Below are 16,297 nucleotides of genomic sequence, written 5' to 3' on the forward strand. Positions count from 1 at the left end.
GGGACGCCGCCCGGCCGGCGCCGACGGCGTCGGACCGGGAACGGTCCGGTCAGGCCGGGGTGCGCTCGATCTGCACCCGCTCGATGACCACGTCGGAGAGCGGACGGTCGCTCGGGCCGGTCGGGGTGTTGGCGATCGCGTCGACGACCTTCGCCGAGTCCTCGTCCGCGACCTGACCGAAGATGGTGTGCCGGTTGTTCAGGTGCGGGGTCGGGCCCACGGTGATGAAGAACTGCGAGCCGTTGGTGCCCGGCCCGGCGTTCGCCATCGCCAGCAGGTACGGCCGGTCGAAGCGCAGCTCCGGGTGGAACTCGTCGCCGAACTTGTAGCCCGGCCCGCCGCGACCGGTGCCGGTCGGGTCGCCCATCTGGACCATGAAACCGCTGATCACGCGGTGCGAGATGGTGCCGTCGTAGTACGGCCCGCTGCCCGGCTGGCCGGTGTTCGGGTCGGTGTACTCACGGGTGCCCTCGGCCAGCTCCACGAAGTTGCGGACGGTCTTCGGAGCGTGGTTGGGGAAGAGCTCCAGCCGGATCGGGCCATGGTTGGTGTGCAGGGTGGCGTAGACAGCCTCGGCCACGGGTACTCCTCACTCGTCGGTCAGTTCCATGCGGATCCTCCCATGTGCCCGATCTGGCAGTGCGGAGGCATCCGAAGGTGGAGGATGACGAAGGAACTACTCCCAGGAGGTGGGACCGTGTTTGGAATCGGGCGGCGCAAGACCCAGGGGCAACTGGCCAAGGCCGAGCTCAACCGGAGCGTCGGCCACCTGGTGCAGGCGGCCTCGTACGCGTCCCGGGGGGTCGGCCAGACCGTCGGCCCGCGGGTGCAGTCGGCCCGGACCGCGGTGACGCCGACGGCGGTGCTGGTCCGGGACCGGGCCACCCGCGGTTGGGGCTCGACGGTGGCCACGCTCACCCCGCTGGCCGTGGCCGCCCGGGGCGGCGCGGCGCAGGCCGGCACGGTGGCGAAGAAGGCGAAGGCGAAGAACATGCGAATCGGCAAGGCGAAGAAGAAGACCCGCCGTGGCGGGATGATGACCGGTCTGCTGGCTGCCGGCGCGGTGGCCGGGGTGGCCGGCGCGCTGGCCCTGCGGCGTCGCCGTGACCAGCAGGAGTGGTCGGAGTACGCGCCCGCCCGCACCGAGCCGCGTACCGACCCGGGCACCCTGGAGCCGATGCGCGACGAGGTGGAGACGATCGAGGTCCGGACCCCGGCCGCCCCGAAGTCGACCGGTGACCAGGGCCCGGTGATCGCCGGCGGTCCGACCGGCGCCGGCAGCTCGGCCGTGGCCAAGGGCGACAGCGCCTCCACCACGAAGCCGGCCGCCGCGCCGACCGTCACCCCGAACGACCAGGTGCCGTCGGTGGCCGAGGGCGCCCGGGACGTCACCGGCCGGCCGGCCGACGACATCAGCAGGGCGATGGGGAGCACCGGCAGCCGCCGCTGACCGGGGCAGGACGAACAGCGGGGTCGCGCCGGGCGCCGGCCCCACCGGCCCGGGAGAGAGCGCCGGCGAGCCGGGGGTACGCCCCCGCGCCGCCGGCGCTCCGCGCTGCCGTCAGAGCCAGCCGTTGCGGCGGAACCACCGGTACAGGGTGAGCGAGATGACCAGCATCAGGGTGAGCACGACCGGATACCCGTACGTCATCTTCAGCTCGGGCATGTTCTCGAAGTTCATGCCGTAGATGCCGGCGATCGCGGTCCACACCGCGGCGATGGCGGCCCACGCGGCGATCTTGCGCATGTCGTTGTTCTGGTCGACGGTCACCTGGGCCAGGCGCGCCTGGAGGATCGAGTTCAGCAGGTCGTCGTACGAGTTGACCTGCTCGACGGTGCGGCTGAGGTGGTCCTGCACGTCCCGGAAGTAGCGCCTGACCTCCTTGGGCACGTCCCGGTTCACCTGGGCGGTGAGGGTCATCAGCGGACGCTGCAACGGCACCACCGCCCGCTTGAACTCGACCAGCTCCCGTTTCATCTGGTAGATCCGCTGGATCCGGCCGGGGTGCTGGCTCTGCCGGTCGAAGACCTCCGTCTCCAGCACGTCCAGGTCGTCCTCGATCTGGTCGGCGACCTCCAGGTAGAGGTCCACCACCCGGTCGGTGACCGCGTACGCGACCGCCCACGGGCCGTGCGACAGCAGGTCGCGGGTGTTCTCCAGGTCGGTGCGGACGGCCGCGAGCCGGCAGGCGTCCCCGTGCCGGACGCTGATCAGGAAGTTCGGGCCGATGAAGAGCATCACCTGCCCGGTCTCGACGACCTCGGTCTTCTCGGTCAGCTCGGTGTGCTCGCAGTAGCGGGCGGTGCGCAGCACCAGGAAGCTGACCTCGCCGAACTGTTCGAGTTTGGGCCGCTGCTCGGCCTTGACGGCGTCCTCCACGGCGAGCTCGTGCAGCCCGTAGGTGGCGGCGATGGCGGTCATCTCGCGTAGGCCCGGCTCGTGCAGGCCCAGCCAGACGAAGGCGTGCGGCTTGCGGCGGGCGGCGGCGAGCGCGTCGGCGTAGTTCCATTCGCCGGGCTGCCGGACGCCTTCGACGTAGAGGGCGCAGTCGACGACGGCGCTGCGGTCGGGGCCGGTCTGGGTGGGTGGGCGGGGGCTGTCCTCGGAGTTCAGGATCCGGCTCATCGCGCGTACCGGCGCGACCCAGGCCCGGGGGCGCAGCACCCGGCCGGTGCCCAGCGGTGTGTTCCGGCTCCGGTCGATCCGCTCGGACATGTCGGCGCGCCTCCTCCCACCCACGGCTGGTGCCGCTTGCACGTTACGCCGCTGGCGCGGCGCGGGGACCGGCCGAGTGGACGCGGCCGACCGGTGGGGGCGGCGGCGGGTGGGCCGGGCGCGTCGAAGGGGGTGAGGTGCGACCCGGCCCACCCGCCGCCTGTGGGGGCGGGGGATGGTGCTGCTGGGCGTCGTCGTGGCGTCGGCTCGACCCTGTCTACCTGGGCCTTCGACGTGAACGGCGCTCGCAGCATTGTGGGCCGCGAGGCCGGCCCGGGGGGAGCCCCGGACCAGCCTCAACCGGTAACTGTCGGATATCTGACAGAAGGCTAGGCGCGTACCGCGTTCATCGCCTCGGCCAGCCGACGGACGCCCTCGTCGATCCGGTCGGCGGTGACCGCCGAGAAGGCCAGCCGCAGCGCGTGCCGCCCGCCGTCCACCACGAAGTCACTGCCCTTGACCACGGCCACGCCACGCTCGGCCGCCGCCGGGGCGAGCGCGTCCACGTCCACGTCGTCCGGCAGCTCCACCCAGAGGAAGTAGCCGCCGTCCGGCTCGACGAAGCGCGCCTCGGGGATGTGCCGGCGCAGCGACTCGGCCAGCACCCGGGCCCGCTCGCCGAGCGCGGTGCGGACCGTCTCGATCGAGCGGTCGATGTCACCCGAGACGCAGAACTCGTGCACGATCGCCTGGGCCACCATGCCCGGCGAGATGTACAGACTGGTGGCCTTCTTCGCGATGTCGGCGATCAGGTCCGCCGGGCCCACCAGGTAGCCGACCCGCACGCCGGGGCAGACCGTCTTGGTGAAGCTGGAGGCGTGCACGACGACGCCCCGGGTGTCCATCGACAGCATCGACGGCAGCCGCTCGCCCCGGAAGCGGATGTCCGCGTACGGGTCGTCCTCGAAGATCGTGAAGCCGTACTCGGCGGCGAGGTCGAGCAGCTCACGCCGCTTCTCCAGGGAGAGGGTCACCCCGGCCGGGTTCTGGTAGTTCGGGATGACGTGCGCGAGCCGGGGGCGCACCCCGGACTCCAGCAGCTTGCGCAGCTCGGCGGTGTCCAGACCGTCCGGCTGGATGGTGACCGCGTGCAGCTCGCCGCTCTGCCGCTGGAGGTTCAGCAGGGTCCGGTCGTAGGTGGGCCGCTCCACCACCACCGCGTCACCCGGCCGGACCAGGTGGTCGAAGAGGAACGCGTCCGCCTGCAACGAGCCGTTGGTGACGAGCACCTGCTCCGGGGCCACGCCGTGCTTCTCGGCGATCCAGCGGCGCAGGGGAGGGTAACCGACGGAGGTGCCGTACGCCGTCACTCCGGCGGGGTCGGCGTCGAAGGCGCGGACGGCGGCGGCCTTGAGCCCCTCGACATCGACGATGTCCAGTGAGGGAGCGCCACGGGCGAAGGAGATTAGCTGCTCGGCGGTCATGGCTACTGAGCGTACGGGCGGCCGGCGACGGATCGCCGACGGCACGACGATGTCCGCATCCTGAGCCACCGGGACGGGTGACCCGGCTCCGGGGCCCGCTGCCCGGCCGGCGGGGCCGGGCCGCCTCCGCCGAACGTCAGGCGGCGAGCGGGGTGGCCACCGTCGTCGGCTCGGGACGCCAGCCCAGGTCGGCCAGGAGGAGCCCCTGGTCGAAGTAGGAGCGCCAGGAGGCGATCAGCCCGTGCCGGGCCCGGACCACGTCCACCACGTCCCAGCTCACCCGCCGCCCGGTGGGGGCGACCGTGCCGAGCGGGGTGTGCAGCGCGCCGGTGTGGGTGGCGGTCATCCGTTGCTCCACCACCACCCCACCGGCGGTGTCGACCAGCCCGGTCGGCTCGGTACGCAGGTCGGGGAAGGCCCCCGCCCAGGCCCGCAGCAGCGCCGGCAGCTCGATCGGCCGTACCGTCAGGCCGGGCATCGAGTAGAAGGCGTCGTCCGCGTACAGCTCGGGCAGCCGGGCGAGATCCCGTTGCCGGAGCATCACGTACTGCTGCTCGACGAGTTCCCTGGCGCTGCGCATGGCGACCTCCCGTCGGGCGTCGGCCCGCGCCACCCGTCGGCGCGGTGCCGGCGATACCACGAACTATCCCTACCCGTCGATCCGCCGCTCACACCCGTTGCCCGGCCGAACCGTCCGGGCGTCGCCGGATCAGTGTTCCCTCGCTAGGGTCAAGGCGTGTCCACCGAGCCTCTACGCTGCGCAGGCGCGCTGATCGTCGACGACGACGGCCGCATCTTCTTCCAGCGCCGGTCACCGGAACGACGGCTTTTCCCCAACACCTGGGACATTGCGGGCGGCCACCTGGAGCCGGGCGAGGACTTCGAGGACGCGTTGCGCCGCGAGGTCACCGAGGAGACCGGTTGGACGGTCTCGCACGTGCTCGCCGTCGTCGGCGAGTACCACTACACCGGCGACGACGGGCTGACCCGGGTCGAGGTCGACTACCTGGTGCGGGTGGACGGTGATCTGGCCCACCCCCGGCTGGAGCCGGGCAAGCACACCGAGTTCCGCTGGTTGGCGGAGCCGGACGTCGCCGTGCTCGACGAGCACCGGGACGTCAACGACGGGCTGATCCGGCGGATCGCCGAGGACGCCTTCGCCGCCCTACGTTCGATCGGTTCGTGAGCGACGGGGTCGAGCTTCCGCCGCACCGGTTCGCGGGGCTGCTCGCCCCGGCGGTGGAGCGGGTCTTCGTCGCCGGCATGCTCGCCGGCCGCGACGGCGGCGGGGCCGAGCTGGGCCAGCGGTACGGCGGCCAGGCCGCCACCGGGTTCCTGGTGGAGTTCCGGACCAGGCTGGCCGCGCCGGGCGGAACGGTCACCGCCGCCGGTTTCGCGGCGGTGACCCGCTACCGGGATCCGGCGGTCTGCCAGCGGGCGCTGGACAAGCAGGTCGCCCACGGCATGATCCACCGGCGGGCCGACGGGGCGTTCTCCGTCACCGAACGCGGGGCCGCGTTCCTCGCCGAGATCTACCAGGTGCACGCGGAGGTCACCGAGGAGCTGTGGGCCGGTCACGACGACCGGGTCCGCCGCCTGGTGGAGACGCTGGGGCGGCTGCTCGCGTACGCGCTGGTGGCGCTGGAGGAGGACGACGCGGCCGGGGCGGGCGAGGCGTTCCGGGTGATGGCCCCGCCGTACGAGCCGGACGGCGTCCCGCCGGGGGTGCTGCTGCTGAACCGGCTGGGCGCGCTGCGCTACCACCGGGCGGACGCGCACGCGGCGGCGTGGACGGCGGCCGGGCACACCGCGGCCAGCGTGAGCGCCCTGCCGGACGGGCCGGAGCGGCTGGCCATCGAGCAGGAGACCGACCGTCGGGCGGCTGCCCCGTTCGGGGCGCTCACCGCTGACGAGCGCCTGACCATGCTCGCCGACCTCGCCGCCCTGCCCGGTTGACGCCGGCCGGTCGGGGTCGCGCGGCTATCCTCCACCGGGGAACCCCCACGTCGTACGAGGGAAGGATCGTCAATGATCGGGATGGTGCTCGCCGCCGGAGCGGGACGCCGGCTGCGGCCGTACACCGACACCCTGCCGAAGGCGTTGGTGCCGGTGGACGGGGAGACGACCATCCTCGACATCGCCCTGCGCAACCTCGCCGAGGTGGGGCTGACCGACGTGGTGATCGTGGTCGGCTACGCCGCCGACGCGGTGGTGACCCGGCAGGCGGAGCTGGAGCGGAGGTACGGCGTACGGCTCACCCTGGTGCACAACGACAGGGCCGAGGAGTGGAACAACGCGTACTCGCTGTGGCTGGCCCGGGAGCACTTCGCCAGGGGCGTGCTGCTGGTGAACGGCGACACCGTGCACCCGGTCAGCGTGGAGAAGACGCTGCTGGCCGAGCGCGGGCCGGGCATCCTGCTCGCGGTGGACACCATCAAGACGCTCGCCGACGAGGAGATGAAGACCACCTTCGACGCCGCCGGCCAGCTCACCCGGATCACCAAGCTGATGGACCCGGGCGAGGCGTACGGGGAGTACATCGGCGCGACGCTGATCGAGCCGCAGGTGGCGGACGCGCTCGCCGACGCCCTGGAGGCGACCTGGCGGCGGGACCCGAACCTCTACTACGAGGACGGCTACCAGGAGTTCGCCGACCGTGGCGGCGAGGTGCGGGCGGCCCCGATCGGTGACGTGGCCTGGGTGGAGGTCGACAACCACGACGACCTGGCCCGGGCGCGGGAGATCGCGTGCCGCTACTAGCCCGTACCGTCAACACGCCGCTGGTGATCGAGGTCCGGCGCGGCGCGGTGGCCGACCTGGGTCCGCTGCTGGCGGACCGGCGGATCTCCGCCGGGGGTGACGTGGCGGTGGTGGTCGGCCCCGGCCAGGGCGAGAAGATCGCCGAGCTGTGCCGGCCCAGCCTGGGCTCGGCGGACGTGTTCACGGTTGCCGGCGGCACCATCGACGCGGCGAACGAGCTGGGTGACCGGCTGCGGTCCGGCCACTACGACGCGGTGGTCGGCATCGGCGGCGGGAAGACCATCGACACCGCGAAGTACGCCGCCACCCGGTACGGCCTGCCGATGGTGACGGTGGCGACGAGTCTCGCCAACGACGGCATCGCCTCGCCGACGGCGTCCCTGGACCACGAGGGCGGCAAGGGCTCGTACGGGGTGCACATGCCGATCGCGGTGATCGTGGATCTGGACTTCGTGGAGAACGGCCCGGACCGGCAGACCCAGGCGGGCATCGGCGACGCGGTGAGCAACATCAACGCCTGCGCCGACTGGGAGCTGGCTCACGAGGTACGCGACGAGCCGATCGACGGGTTGGCGGTGACGCTGGCCCGGACGGGGGCGGAGGCGCTGGTCAACCACCCCGGCAAGATCACCGACGACGGTTTCCTGACCACGCTGGCGGAGGCGCTGATCCTGGGCGGCATCGCCAGCTCGGTGGCCGGCTCGACCCGCCCGGCCAGCGGCGGCGACCACGAGATCTCGCACGCCATCGACCGGCTCTTCCCGGGTACGGCGTCGCACGGCGAGCAGGTGGGGCTGGGCGCGCTGTTCTGCACGTACCTGCGGGGTGAGCCGGAGCGGTTCGGCCAGCTCGCCGCCTGCCTGCGCCGGCACGGCCTGGCCGTCGACCCGGCCGGCATCGGCCTGACCGACGAGCAGTTCGTCGAGGCGGTGCGGTACGCGCCGCGTACCCGACCGGACCGTTACACCATCCTGGAGCACCTGGCGATGTCGGTTACCGAGACCCGGGAGCGGCTGGCAGACTACGCCGGTGCACTCCGCGACCACCTTGGCTGAGCCGTCCCGTCCCACCGTCGCCGACTTCCACCGGGTGAACCGGGGCGGCGGGTTGTTCAGCGAGTCGATCAGTCAGTGGTTGGGCGCGGTGTTCGCGCTGGCCGCCCAGCGGCTCGGCCTGAAGCCCACCGCGTTGACCGTCACGAACCTGGTGTTGGGGCTGGCCGCCTCGGTGACCGTGGTGGCGTCCGCCGACCGGGTGGCCGCCGGGGCCGTGCCGGCCTGGCTGGTCGGGCTGGTCGCGCTGGTCGGCTGGCAGGTCGCGTACGCGTTGGACTGCGCGGACGGTCAGCTCGCCCGGGTGACCGGGCAGGGCAGCGCGGCCGGCGCCCGGGTGGACGTGCTGTGTGACGTGGCCGCCCAGATCGCCCTGGTCACCGCCCTGGGCGCGGTGGCGGTGGCGCAGCGCCCGTCGACGCCGGTGTGGTTGGTGGCCGCGTTCGCCGGCACCTGGATGGTCAACCTGGTCACCTCGGTCATGCAGGCCGGTCCGAACGCCGCCAGCATGGTCACGTCCACGTCCCTGCCGGTACGCCTGGTGAAGCTGGTCCGCGACTACGGCGCGGTGATCTTCGTGGCGGGTCTGGTGTTGGCGTTCGTGCCGGCGCTGACGTTCTGGGTGATCGTCGCGTTCACCGTCGTCAACGGTGGTTTCCTGCTCGCCAGCATCGCCTTCTCGGCCCGCGCCTCGTTGCGCTGAGCCTGCCCGGGGCGACGGGAGGCGCGGGTCAGTTCTGGCCGGGACTCGCTACCGGCAGTCCTGCCTCCTTGGCGCATTCGAGCAGGCGCCGGTCGTAGGTGACGAACGCGACGAGTGTCGTCCCGGACTCGTTGGTCAGCACCTGCGCGGTGGCCAGGTGGATGGCGTCGAGGCTGCGCAGCGTCGGTTCGGAGAACGTGGCCGCGGTCGCACGGATCGTGCTGTCGATCTCCAGCCGGAAGAGTCGTCCGACGGCCGCCGGCACTCCGATCAGGGCTTGCGGCGCTGATCTACGCAAGGCCCTGGGCACTTCCACCTCGACGAGGGCCGAGGAGACCAGCGGCACGTCGTCGTGGCTGTTGAGCCAGTCGACAAGGTCAGCGCTGCACGCCTCCTGGCGGACCAGCTTGACGACGGCGGCGGAGTCAAGATAGATCACCAGCGCTCCTCGTCTCGCATGGCAGCGATCGTGGCGGCAACGTCCACGTCCTCGCCACCGAGCTTCGGCGGAAGCGGAAGGGGCCCGCCGCCGGTCGGGGCGAGAGCCCGCCCGGCGGCTACCAGCCTGGCCAGCGTCGACCTGTCGTCTCCTACCGGGACGAGTCGGGCGATCGGGTGCCCACGATCGGTGATCTCGACGGTTTCACCGCCGCTCACCCGAGCCAACACCTGGCTCGTGTTCTGGTTCAACTCCCGGACACCGATGCGCTCCATGACCAAGAGTGTAGAACCAGATGTTCTACTTTTGCAGCTCCCCCGCCCTGGCGGAGAGTGAGGCGCCTGCCGGCCGTGACGCAGAGGATGCCAGGCTGTGAGTGACCGAACCGCCTGGTCGGCCGTGCGGGAGCACGAGGCGGAGAGATCCGCGCACGGAGACGAGACGCAAGGTCACGGCAGTTGCGGGTTGCATACCTTCCAGGCGGTCTCCGACGGACTCCTGGCCGGTAACCGACCGGCACGCTCCGGCAACACGCACCCCTGGATGCTTGTACAATTTCTTGTACGCACGTTCGGGAGGCACTCATGCGCACCGTCACCTACTCGGAAGTCAGGCAGAACCTGGCCAAGATGCTCGACCACGTCGTGGACGACGCCGAAGAAGTCGTGGTCACCCGTTCCGGCCGGGAAGCCGCCGTCATCATCTCGCTGCGCGAGTACGAGTCGCTGAAGGAGACCGCGTATCTGATGGCCAGCCCCGCCAATGCACGCCGGCTGAACGAGGCCGTCGAAGAGTTGCGCAACGGAGGTGGGGAGATGCATGACCTGATCGATCCCGATTCCCATGCCGGTTCAGGCGGGGCAGCGGCAGCGTGAAGATCCAGTTCGCCAGCCGCGGCTGGGAGGACTACCTGGCCTGGCAACGGGATCGTCAGATGCTCAAGCGAGTGAACGCCCTGATCGAGGACATCCGGCGCAACGGACACGAGGGCATCGGCAAACCAGAGCAGCTCCGGGGCAACTGGTCAGGTTTCTGGTCGAGGCGCATCGATCAGGAGCACCGCCTGGCGTACCGGATCGTCGACGACACCGTGCAGATCGCGCAGTGCCGCTACCACCACGAGTGACCTCGTCGACCTTCCGGTCAGCTCGGCGGTGTTCGCCGGCGGACACGACGAACGGGCCGGACCCCCGTGGTGGGGTCCGGCCCGTTCGTGTCTGTCGTGGGGTGTCAGCTGGAGTAGCCGCGGGTGGCGGTCCAGTCGGCCAGGGCCTCGGTGGTCATCCAGTACGACGCCTGGGCCGGGTTCGCCGAGTCGGCGATCTTCACGGTGTCGCCGCCGTCCCGGTAGCCGACCACGCTCAGGTAGTGGCCGCCCTCGAAGGAGTGGCTGACGCCGTCGGTGTCGGTGGCGGTGCCGGCGACGTTGGCGACCACGGCGCGGCCGTCGTCGATGGCCTTGACGATGTCCGCGCGGAACGTGTCGGTCTGCTTGTCGTCGGCCTCGGGGGTGGAGATCTCGACGGTACGGTACTTGCCGCCGGTCTCCTTGTTCAGGAAGCGGGTGATGTCGTTGGCCGAGTCGGTGCCCGCCTCGGTGGTGCCCATCTCCTTGGCCACCTGATCCTGGTCGGGGGTCTTGTCCATCGCGGTCAGCGCGTTCCGCGCGGCGGCGGGACCGCAGTAGTAGAAGTTGGGCTGCGCCTCGTAGCGGATGTTCAGCTGCCGCTCGGTGTTGCCGGGGCGCTCGGCGGGAGCGGCGAACGCGGTGGCCGGGGCGGCGACCGCGCCGCCGACGACGGCGGCGCCGGCGATGGTGAGGGCGGTCTTACGGATCAGAGCAGTCATGGTGGTGTCTCCTCTGGTCGGGGGTGTGCGGCGTCCCGGGGGCGGGTGGTGCCACGCGGGAGAAAAGTCCGAAGGGCCTCGGGACGGTGGGGGTGTGGTGCGGGTCCCGGGCCGTGAGGGTGGTGCAACGACGGCCAGCCGGGGCGCATTCCCCGGGGTTCCCGGGGGGCCGCCGGTCGGGCGTCGGGCCTGGTGGTGCGCTGGCCGAACCATGTACAACGCCGGGCCCCGGGCAGCCATTCCACCGGGCAGCCGGCCCCGCCGACGGGACATCCGGTCGCATACCGGACATCACGACAGTTGGGGCCCGCATAACTTCCGGGCGTCGTCCTGGCGTTCGATGTCCAGGCGCACCTCGCGGGACGGACGCCCGGCGTAGGTGACGTCGGCGATCACCGTTACGCAGAATCGGCGTGCATGGGGCGTTCGAACGTCGCGATGGTCCGACTCGTACAACAGGTCGTACGCGGCATCGAGGTCGGTGATGGGGGCGGCTCTATGCCGCGTCCGCTCGGCCCTCGATGGCACGCACGGTGACGTAGCTGGTCACGGCATCGCGCATGAGGTCGGATCGACGGGTGTCGGTCTGGCTGGCGAGGCGGTCGAGCTGCTCCACGAGCGGCACGGGCAGGCGGATGCTGACCAGCATCATTGGCGTACCGGGGGCGGTGGCGGACGCTGGCGCTTCGGTCATGGACCTGATGACAGGCGCCAGGCTGTCGGTGTGCTGGAACCACGCGACGACCTCGTCCTTGGTCATCCGGTCGAAGTCCGGCTCGGTCACAGGACTCGCCTCCTCCACTCGTCGAAGTCTGCGCCACCCCGGGCGCGGGCCCCGTCAGCCACGCCGCCGACGGTACGACCACCGGCAGCCGGGGCCGCCGGCCTCTGCGGCAGCCGGGTCAGGACTTCCGCTCGGTGACGTACGTTCCGCGCTGCGGCACGGTCATGGCCAGCCCACGCTCGCGTAGCAGACGCACCGCCGCCCGAGCGGTGCCCCGGGCGACTCCGAACTCCTGCTGAAGGTGCTTCTCGCTCGGAAGCGGGTGGAGTGGCTGGAGTTCCCCGCGCCCGATCTTCGTCGCCAGGACGTCAGCGAGCTGGACGTACAGCGGGACCGGGCTCAGGGGATTGAGCATGCCTCGCACCTACCTCCGGAGCCGGCTCGCGGCGTGGCGTTCGTTCGCGAGCTGGCCGAGCCGTAGCTACGAACGCCGTCGTGGGCCAGTTGACCAGCATGGGCCGAGGACCCAGGCCGGCGCGCCGACGGGTCGGCGTCGGTGAGGGTGGGGGAGTCAGCGCCTTTGGAGCTGCCCCAAATCTGGGGCAAGCAGGTGAACGCTCAGGACTTCCGCTCGGTGACGTACGTCCCGCGCGCCGGCATCGTCGCGACCAGTCCACGCTCCCTGAGGAGTCGGATCGCCGCGCGGACGGTGCCGCGCGAGACGCCGTACTCCTGCTCGATGTGTGCCTCGCTCGGGATGGGCTTGCGCGGCGCGAACTCCCCGGAGGTGATCCGAGCCTCCAGCAGGTCTGCGAGCTGGATGTAGAGCGCTACCGGAGACATCTCATCGACCATGTGCCGGACCTTAGGGACGCTTACGCCAGCCCATCCGAGGGGTATCTACAGTATAAAACGGACTAGATGTAGTGAAATAATCGTAATAACATCACATACAGCATGTACAAGTTTAATATCTTGCACTTCAAGTACGAGGCAGGTTACCTTCTGTAGGGGTTCGTAAACCTTCTGTCAGGAGGAGTCATGGGGTTCTGGTCTCCGGTCAAGCGGTTCTGGCCGTTCAAGCGGCGGCGTCGCTCGACACACCTCGATCAGCTCGGGCCGGCGACGATCTATCCGGAGCAGCGCGGGGCGTACCACCTGGCGGTGGGGGTGGCCCGGGTGCCGTTATTTCCGGAGCGGCCGTTGTTGACCTTGGCGGGGGAGTTCCGGGCGGGGTTGTGGTCATGGCGGTGAGGCGTACGCCGTACCTGGTCCAACTCGCCTGGTACGTGCTCGAATACCACCGGCATCACCGGTGCCCGGAGTGCGCCGACGGTGATTCGTGTCCGGCGGTGCGGGTGGCGCGGAGTCGGATCACGGCGTGGCGGCGGTTCCTGCCGTGACTGGTCCTCGCGTGACTGGTCCTGCTGTGCCGGGCCGGCAGTTGCGGGCCGGAGACCTGCTCCAGGTCACCCGGGCCGCGAGCGTGCAGTTCGTGGAGCCGATGATGTTCCGGCTGATCCGGGTGCTCGTGGACCGGCCGACGTTCGACTGGTGGCTGTGGCTCGACGGCTACCAGCTCAACGAGAAGGGCGACGCGATCGCCCGACGGGAGATCTTCGTCCAGCCTGCCGGCCTGCGGAAACTCTCCGCCCCCGCGCCTACCCCTACCCCTGCCCCCGCTCCCACGCCTCGACGCAGTGGCCGCCAACCCCTCCGCCGCTCCGGTCCCTGAGCAGCTCTGCCGAGCGCGGTCCACGGCTGCTACAACGACCCGTTCGGCCAGTCGCTTTCGGACGATCCACACCAGATTGATCAGTCACTCAGCGCTGTAGCCTGTGGACCGAGCTTGACGGCGACGCCATGGGACGAGGGCACGTGATAACCGGTGAACTGAAGAGCAAGATCGATCGCATCTGGGATGCCTTCTGGTCGGGCGGCATCTCGAACCCGCTGGAGGTGATCGAGCAGATCACCTACCTGCTCTTCATCAAGCGACTGGACGAGATCGAGACGCGGGAGCGGAGGAAGGCCGAGCGCTTCCCGAAGGCCTCCGTGACCCTCCGGTTCGGCCCTGACCAGGAAGAACTCCGGTGGTCCCAGTTCAAGGACCGGGACCCGGAGACGATGCACAAGATCGTCGCCCACCAGGTTTTCCCGTACCTCCAACAGCTCGGCAGCGACGGGTCGACCTACTCCCAGCACATGCGGGATGCCCGCTTCACCATCGCCAGCCCGGCCCTGCTCGGTCGGGTGGTCGACATGATCGACGAGATCCCGATGGCGGACCGGGACACCAAGGGTGACCTCTACGAGTACATGCTCAGCAAGATCGCTACCGCTGGTCACAACGGGCAGTTCCGTACATCCCGGCACATCATCCAGCTCATGGTCGAGATGACGGCTCCCACGCCGTCCGACGAGATCTGCGATCCGGCCTGCGGCACGGCCGGCTTCCTCGTGGAGGCCGGTGAGCACGTCCGGCGGGTCCACCCGGACGCGCTGCACGACGCGGCGCAGCGGCAGCACTTCCACGAGAGCATGTTCCACGGCTTCGACTTCGACAGCACGATGCTGCGCATCGGCAGCATGAACATGCTGCTGCACGGCGTGGAGAGCCCCGACATCCGCTACCGCGACTCGCTGGCCGAGAGCGTCAGCAGCGAGTCGGAGAAGTACTCGCTGATTCTGGCCAACCCGCCCTTCGCCGGCAGCCTCGACTACGAGAGCACGTCCAAGGACCTCCAGCGGATCGTCAAGACCAAGAAGACCGAGCTGCTGTTCCTCGCCCTCTTCCTCCGGCTCCTCAAGCCCGGCGGACGGGCCGCCGTCATCGTGCCGGATGGTGTGCTGTTCGGGTCGAGCAAGGCGCACAAGGAGCTGCGCCGCATGCTGGTCGAGGACCAGAAGTTGGACGGGGTGGTGAAGCTGCCGAGCGGCGCCTTCAAGCCCTACTCCGGTGTCTCGACGGCGATCCTGCTCTTCACCAAGACCAACAGCGGCGGCACCGACAACGTCTGGTTCTACGAGGTGACCGCCGACGGCTGGAGCCTGGACGACAAGCGCACCCCGCTGCTACCCGCCGAAAAACTCGGACCGGTGACGGATGTGCCGCTGACCGAGGACGAGCACGCGAAGAACAATCTACCGGACGCCCTGGCACGCTGGTCCCGCCGCGACGGCGACGAGTTGAACCGGGCGCGGACCGAACAGAGCTTCTGCGTCCCCAAGGCCGAGATTGCCGAACAGGGCTACGACCTCAGCCTCAACCGCTACAAGGAAGTCGTCCATGAGGACGTTACACACCGTTCGCCGCTCGACATCCTCGCCGACCTGGAGCGATTGGAGGCCGAGCTCCAGCAGGGGATCTCCGACCTGAAGGGGGCGCTCGGATGACGACACTTGCGGTCTCGAAACTCGCCGATGTCGCTTCAATCAATCCAAAGCTGGTCGAACGTCCGGAGCCCGAAGATGTCGTCTCGTTCGTTCCCATGTCGGCGGTCGATGCCGAGACAGGAGCCACCGGAAGCGGTGAGGACCGCCTATTCGGTGAAGTGAGCAAGGGTTACACCTTATTCGCAAACCAAGACATTCTAGTTGCCAAGATCACGCCTTGCTTCGAGAACGGGAAGATTGCTCAGGCTTGCCTCTCTCGGCCGACTGGAGTGGGATCAACCGAGTTCCATGTGGTCAGGCCGAAGGGCTCCGCGCTCGATGCGCGATACCTACTGCATTTTTTGCGCAGGCCAGCGATCCGAGCGTCTGGCGAGCGGCGCATGACCGGGAGTGCTGGGCAACGGCGGGTGCCAGAAGCCTTTTTAGCCAACCTTGCTATCCCGACTCCTTCACTAAGCGAACAGCAGAGGATTGCCCAGGCCCTGGATCGAGCAGACGAGCTGCGCACCAAGCGCCGCGAAGCCCTGGCGCACCTCAACGACCTCACTCAGTCGATCTTCCTCGACACGTTCGGTGATCCGACTCACAATCCGCGCGCTTGGCCAATAACCCGGATCGGCTTGGTAGCGGAAGTGCAGGGTGGACTTCAACTCAGCGGTTCCCGCTCGAAGCACCCAGTCGAAGTGCCGTACCTGCGAGTCGCAAATGTTCACCGCAGTCGCCTCAACCTAACTGAAATCAAAACGCTTCGAGCTTCACATTCGGAAATCAGCCGAACCTCCCTAAGGGATGGAGACTTGCTTATCGTTGAAGGTCACGGAAATCCAGAAGAGATTGGCCGAGCCGCTCTATGGAATAATTCCATCAGTCCGTGCGTCCATCAGAACCACCTGATTCGAGTGAGGTTTGATCCGGAAGTCATTCTCCCTTCTTTTGCATCTTACTTTGTCAACTCGATAGGCGGGCGGCAACACTTACTGCGAGCAGGTAGAACCACTTCCGGACTAAACACCATCAGCGTTTCCGATGTCCGTTCGACGCCGATCGCCACACCACCGCTCAATCTTCAGAACGCCTTTACTGACCGGATCGAAGAGGTTGACGTCTTGCGGACGGCACATCTGGCGAGCCTGGCCGAGATGGATGCGCTGTTCGCTTCGTTGCAGGATCGGGCTTTTCGGGGGTTGCTGTGATGTGAGATGCTGACCGGCTGTCCACTGTGGGGGGTAGACGTC

Annotated in this window: 23 protein-coding genes; 13 read left to right on the top strand and 10 right to left on the bottom strand. The window is 69.4% G+C overall.

The genetic code is table 11. The annotated features are described in order from the left end of the window. Nucleotides 1-49: 49 nt before the first annotated feature. Entirely contained in the window at nucleotides 50-580 is a 531-nt protein-coding gene (locus O7606_RS20810) for a peptidylprolyl isomerase (protein ID WP_281595692.1), read from the bottom strand. A gap of 84 nt (nucleotides 581-664) precedes the next feature. Between O7606_RS20810 and O7606_RS20815 the strand changes: the two genes are divergently transcribed. Continuing rightward, a complete protein-coding gene (locus O7606_RS20815; RefSeq protein ID WP_281595693.1) occupies nucleotides 665-1,450 on the top strand; it encodes a hypothetical protein in 786 nt (261 codons plus the stop codon). 111 nt (nucleotides 1,451-1,561) lie between these two features. On the opposite strand, the gene corA is transcribed toward O7606_RS20815, so the two are convergent. From corA to O7606_RS20830, 3 genes are all read right to left on the bottom strand, one after another. Next, nucleotides 1,562-2,716 (bottom strand): magnesium/cobalt transporter CorA, encoded by a 1,155-nt coding sequence (gene corA, locus O7606_RS20820; protein ID WP_281595694.1) that lies wholly within the window; start codon nucleotides 2,714-2,716, stop codon nucleotides 1,562-1,564. A 329-nt stretch (nucleotides 2,717-3,045) separates the two neighbouring features. Further along, a complete protein-coding gene (locus O7606_RS20825; protein ID WP_281595695.1) occupies nucleotides 3,046-4,140 on the bottom strand; it encodes a PLP-dependent aminotransferase family protein in 1,095 nt (364 codons plus the stop codon). Nucleotides 4,141-4,276: 136 nt separating this feature from the next. Beyond that, complete coding sequence (locus tag O7606_RS20830) at nucleotides 4,277-4,780, bottom strand: ester cyclase (protein WP_281595696.1); 504 nt, start codon at nucleotides 4,778-4,780, stop codon at nucleotides 4,277-4,279. Nucleotides 4,781-4,876: 96 nt separating this feature from the next. Between O7606_RS20830 and O7606_RS20835 the strand changes: the two genes are divergently transcribed. From O7606_RS20835 to O7606_RS20855, 5 genes are all read left to right on the top strand, one after another. Beyond that, the gene (locus O7606_RS20835; RefSeq protein ID WP_281595697.1) at nucleotides 4,877-5,326 is read left to right on the top strand and encodes an NUDIX domain-containing protein; all 450 of its coding nucleotides are present in this window, start codon (nucleotides 4,877-4,879) and stop codon (nucleotides 5,324-5,326) included. Next, the gene (locus tag O7606_RS20840) at nucleotides 5,323-6,096 is read left to right on the top strand and encodes a hypothetical protein (RefSeq protein WP_281595698.1); all 774 of its coding nucleotides are present in this window, start codon (nucleotides 5,323-5,325) and stop codon (nucleotides 6,094-6,096) included. Before O7606_RS20835 ends, O7606_RS20840 begins: the two co-directional genes overlap by 4 nt. A 72-nt stretch (nucleotides 6,097-6,168) precedes the next feature. After that, on the top strand, nucleotides 6,169-6,900 hold the full coding sequence (locus tag O7606_RS20845) for a phosphocholine cytidylyltransferase family protein (RefSeq protein ID WP_281595699.1): 732 nt from the start codon (nucleotides 6,169-6,171) through the stop codon (nucleotides 6,898-6,900). Beyond that, entirely contained in the window at nucleotides 6,888-7,955 is a 1,068-nt protein-coding gene (locus tag O7606_RS20850) for an iron-containing alcohol dehydrogenase family protein (protein WP_281595700.1), read from the top strand. The genes O7606_RS20845 and O7606_RS20850 overlap by 13 nt, the downstream gene beginning before the upstream one ends. Beyond that, a complete protein-coding gene (locus O7606_RS20855; RefSeq protein ID WP_281595701.1) occupies nucleotides 7,930-8,655 on the top strand; it encodes a CDP-alcohol phosphatidyltransferase family protein in 726 nt (241 codons plus the stop codon). Before O7606_RS20850 ends, O7606_RS20855 begins: the two co-directional genes overlap by 26 nt. A 28-nt stretch (nucleotides 8,656-8,683) precedes the next feature. Here O7606_RS20855 and O7606_RS20860 read toward each other — a convergent pair whose 3' ends face one another. Together O7606_RS20860 and O7606_RS20865 are read right to left on the bottom strand one after the other, a co-directional pair. Beyond that, the gene (locus O7606_RS20860) at nucleotides 8,684-9,094 is read right to left on the bottom strand and encodes a type II toxin-antitoxin system VapC family toxin (RefSeq protein ID WP_281595702.1); all 411 of its coding nucleotides are present in this window, start codon (nucleotides 9,092-9,094) and stop codon (nucleotides 8,684-8,686) included. Beyond that, a complete protein-coding gene (locus tag O7606_RS20865; RefSeq protein WP_281595703.1) occupies nucleotides 9,091-9,369 on the bottom strand; it encodes a type II toxin-antitoxin system prevent-host-death family antitoxin in 279 nt (92 codons plus the stop codon). The genes O7606_RS20860 and O7606_RS20865 overlap by 4 nt, the downstream gene beginning before the upstream one ends. Before the next feature lie 309 nt (nucleotides 9,370-9,678). Here O7606_RS20865 and O7606_RS20870 point away from each other — a divergent pair, with 309 nt between their 5' ends. Both O7606_RS20870 and O7606_RS20875 read left to right on the top strand, forming a co-directional pair. Next, on the top strand, nucleotides 9,679-9,969 hold the full coding sequence (locus O7606_RS20870; protein ID WP_281595704.1) for a type II toxin-antitoxin system prevent-host-death family antitoxin: 291 nt from the start codon (nucleotides 9,679-9,681) through the stop codon (nucleotides 9,967-9,969). After that, on the top strand, nucleotides 9,966-10,220 hold the full coding sequence (locus O7606_RS20875; RefSeq protein ID WP_281595705.1) for a Txe/YoeB family addiction module toxin: 255 nt from the start codon (nucleotides 9,966-9,968) through the stop codon (nucleotides 10,218-10,220). The genes O7606_RS20870 and O7606_RS20875 overlap by 4 nt, the downstream gene beginning before the upstream one ends. Before the next feature lie 104 nt (nucleotides 10,221-10,324). On the opposite strand, the gene O7606_RS20880 is transcribed toward O7606_RS20875, so the two are convergent. The 4 genes from O7606_RS20880 to O7606_RS20895 form a co-directional block, all read right to left on the bottom strand. After that, nucleotides 10,325-10,942, bottom strand: a complete 618-nt coding sequence (locus O7606_RS20880; protein ID WP_281595706.1) for a C39 family peptidase — start codon at nucleotides 10,940-10,942, stop codon at nucleotides 10,325-10,327. Between the two features lie 496 nt (nucleotides 10,943-11,438). Further along, on the bottom strand, nucleotides 11,439-11,726 hold the full coding sequence (locus O7606_RS20885; RefSeq protein WP_281595707.1) for a ribbon-helix-helix protein, CopG family: 288 nt from the start codon (nucleotides 11,724-11,726) through the stop codon (nucleotides 11,439-11,441). A gap of 118 nt (nucleotides 11,727-11,844) precedes the next feature. Next, complete coding sequence (locus O7606_RS20890) at nucleotides 11,845-12,081, bottom strand: GntR family transcriptional regulator (RefSeq protein ID WP_281595708.1); 237 nt, start codon at nucleotides 12,079-12,081, stop codon at nucleotides 11,845-11,847. 203 nt (nucleotides 12,082-12,284) lie between these two features. After that, nucleotides 12,285-12,509, bottom strand: a complete 225-nt coding sequence (locus O7606_RS20895) for a GntR family transcriptional regulator (protein WP_281595709.1) — start codon at nucleotides 12,507-12,509, stop codon at nucleotides 12,285-12,287. Between the two features lie 198 nt (nucleotides 12,510-12,707). Here O7606_RS20895 and O7606_RS20900 point away from each other — a divergent pair, with 198 nt between their 5' ends. The 5 genes from O7606_RS20900 to O7606_RS20920 all read left to right on the top strand — a co-directional run bounded on the left by O7606_RS20900 (nucleotide 12,708) and on the right by O7606_RS20920 (nucleotide 16,255). After that, the gene (locus O7606_RS20900) at nucleotides 12,708-12,920 is read left to right on the top strand and encodes a hypothetical protein (protein ID WP_281595710.1); all 213 of its coding nucleotides are present in this window, start codon (nucleotides 12,708-12,710) and stop codon (nucleotides 12,918-12,920) included. Next, complete coding sequence (locus O7606_RS20905) at nucleotides 12,911-13,069, top strand: hypothetical protein (protein ID WP_281595711.1); 159 nt, start codon at nucleotides 12,911-12,913, stop codon at nucleotides 13,067-13,069. Before O7606_RS20900 ends, O7606_RS20905 begins: the two co-directional genes overlap by 10 nt. Before the next feature lie 11 nt (nucleotides 13,070-13,080). Then, on the top strand, nucleotides 13,081-13,401 hold the full coding sequence (locus tag O7606_RS20910) for a hypothetical protein (RefSeq protein WP_281595712.1): 321 nt from the start codon (nucleotides 13,081-13,083) through the stop codon (nucleotides 13,399-13,401). Nucleotides 13,402-13,544: 143 nt separating this feature from the next. Next, the gene (locus O7606_RS20915) at nucleotides 13,545-15,062 is read left to right on the top strand and encodes a class I SAM-dependent DNA methyltransferase (RefSeq protein ID WP_281595713.1); all 1,518 of its coding nucleotides are present in this window, start codon (nucleotides 13,545-13,547) and stop codon (nucleotides 15,060-15,062) included. Beyond that, nucleotides 15,059-16,255 carry a restriction endonuclease subunit S gene (locus O7606_RS20920; RefSeq protein ID WP_281595714.1) on the top strand — a complete coding sequence of 399 codons (1,197 nt, stop codon included), beginning with the start codon at nucleotides 15,059-15,061 and terminating at the stop codon, nucleotides 16,253-16,255. The genes O7606_RS20915 and O7606_RS20920 overlap by 4 nt, the downstream gene beginning before the upstream one ends. Nucleotides 16,256-16,297 lie beyond the last annotated feature (42 nt).

The organism is Micromonospora sp. WMMD882 (assembly GCF_027497255.1).
In the GTDB taxonomy this organism is placed as follows: Bacteria; Actinomycetota; Actinomycetes; order Mycobacteriales; family Micromonosporaceae; genus Micromonospora.

Coding starts and splice junctions, on each gene's coding strand:
- corA (WP_281595694.1), bottom strand. CDS start 2,716: ATGTCCGAGCGGATCGACCGGAGCCGGAACACACCGCTGGGCACCGGC.
- O7606_RS20865 (WP_281595703.1), bottom strand. CDS start 9,369: ATGGAGCGCATCGGTGTCCGGGAGTTGAACCAGAACACGAGCCAGGTG.
- O7606_RS20895 (WP_281595709.1), bottom strand. CDS start 12,509: ATGTCTCCGGTAGCGCTCTACATCCAGCTCGCAGACCTGCTGGAGGCT.
- O7606_RS20905 (WP_281595711.1), top strand. CDS start 12,911: ATGGCGGTGAGGCGTACGCCGTACCTGGTCCAACTCGCCTGGTACGTG.
- O7606_RS20845 (WP_281595699.1), top strand. CDS start 6,169: ATGATCGGGATGGTGCTCGCCGCCGGAGCGGGACGCCGGCTGCGGCCG.
- O7606_RS20890 (WP_281595708.1), bottom strand. CDS start 12,081: ATGCTCAATCCCCTGAGCCCGGTCCCGCTGTACGTCCAGCTCGCTGAC.
- O7606_RS20815 (WP_281595693.1), top strand. CDS start 665: ATGACGAAGGAACTACTCCCAGGAGGTGGGACCGTGTTTGGAATCGGG.
- O7606_RS20900 (WP_281595710.1), top strand. CDS start 12,708: ATGGGGTTCTGGTCTCCGGTCAAGCGGTTCTGGCCGTTCAAGCGGCGG.
- O7606_RS20825 (WP_281595695.1), bottom strand. CDS start 4,140: ATGACCGCCGAGCAGCTAATCTCCTTCGCCCGTGGCGCTCCCTCACTG.
- O7606_RS20870 (WP_281595704.1), top strand. CDS start 9,679: ATGCGCACCGTCACCTACTCGGAAGTCAGGCAGAACCTGGCCAAGATG.
- O7606_RS20880 (WP_281595706.1), bottom strand. CDS start 10,942: ATGACTGCTCTGATCCGTAAGACCGCCCTCACCATCGCCGGCGCCGCC.
- O7606_RS20920 (WP_281595714.1), top strand. CDS start 15,059: ATGACGACACTTGCGGTCTCGAAACTCGCCGATGTCGCTTCAATCAAT.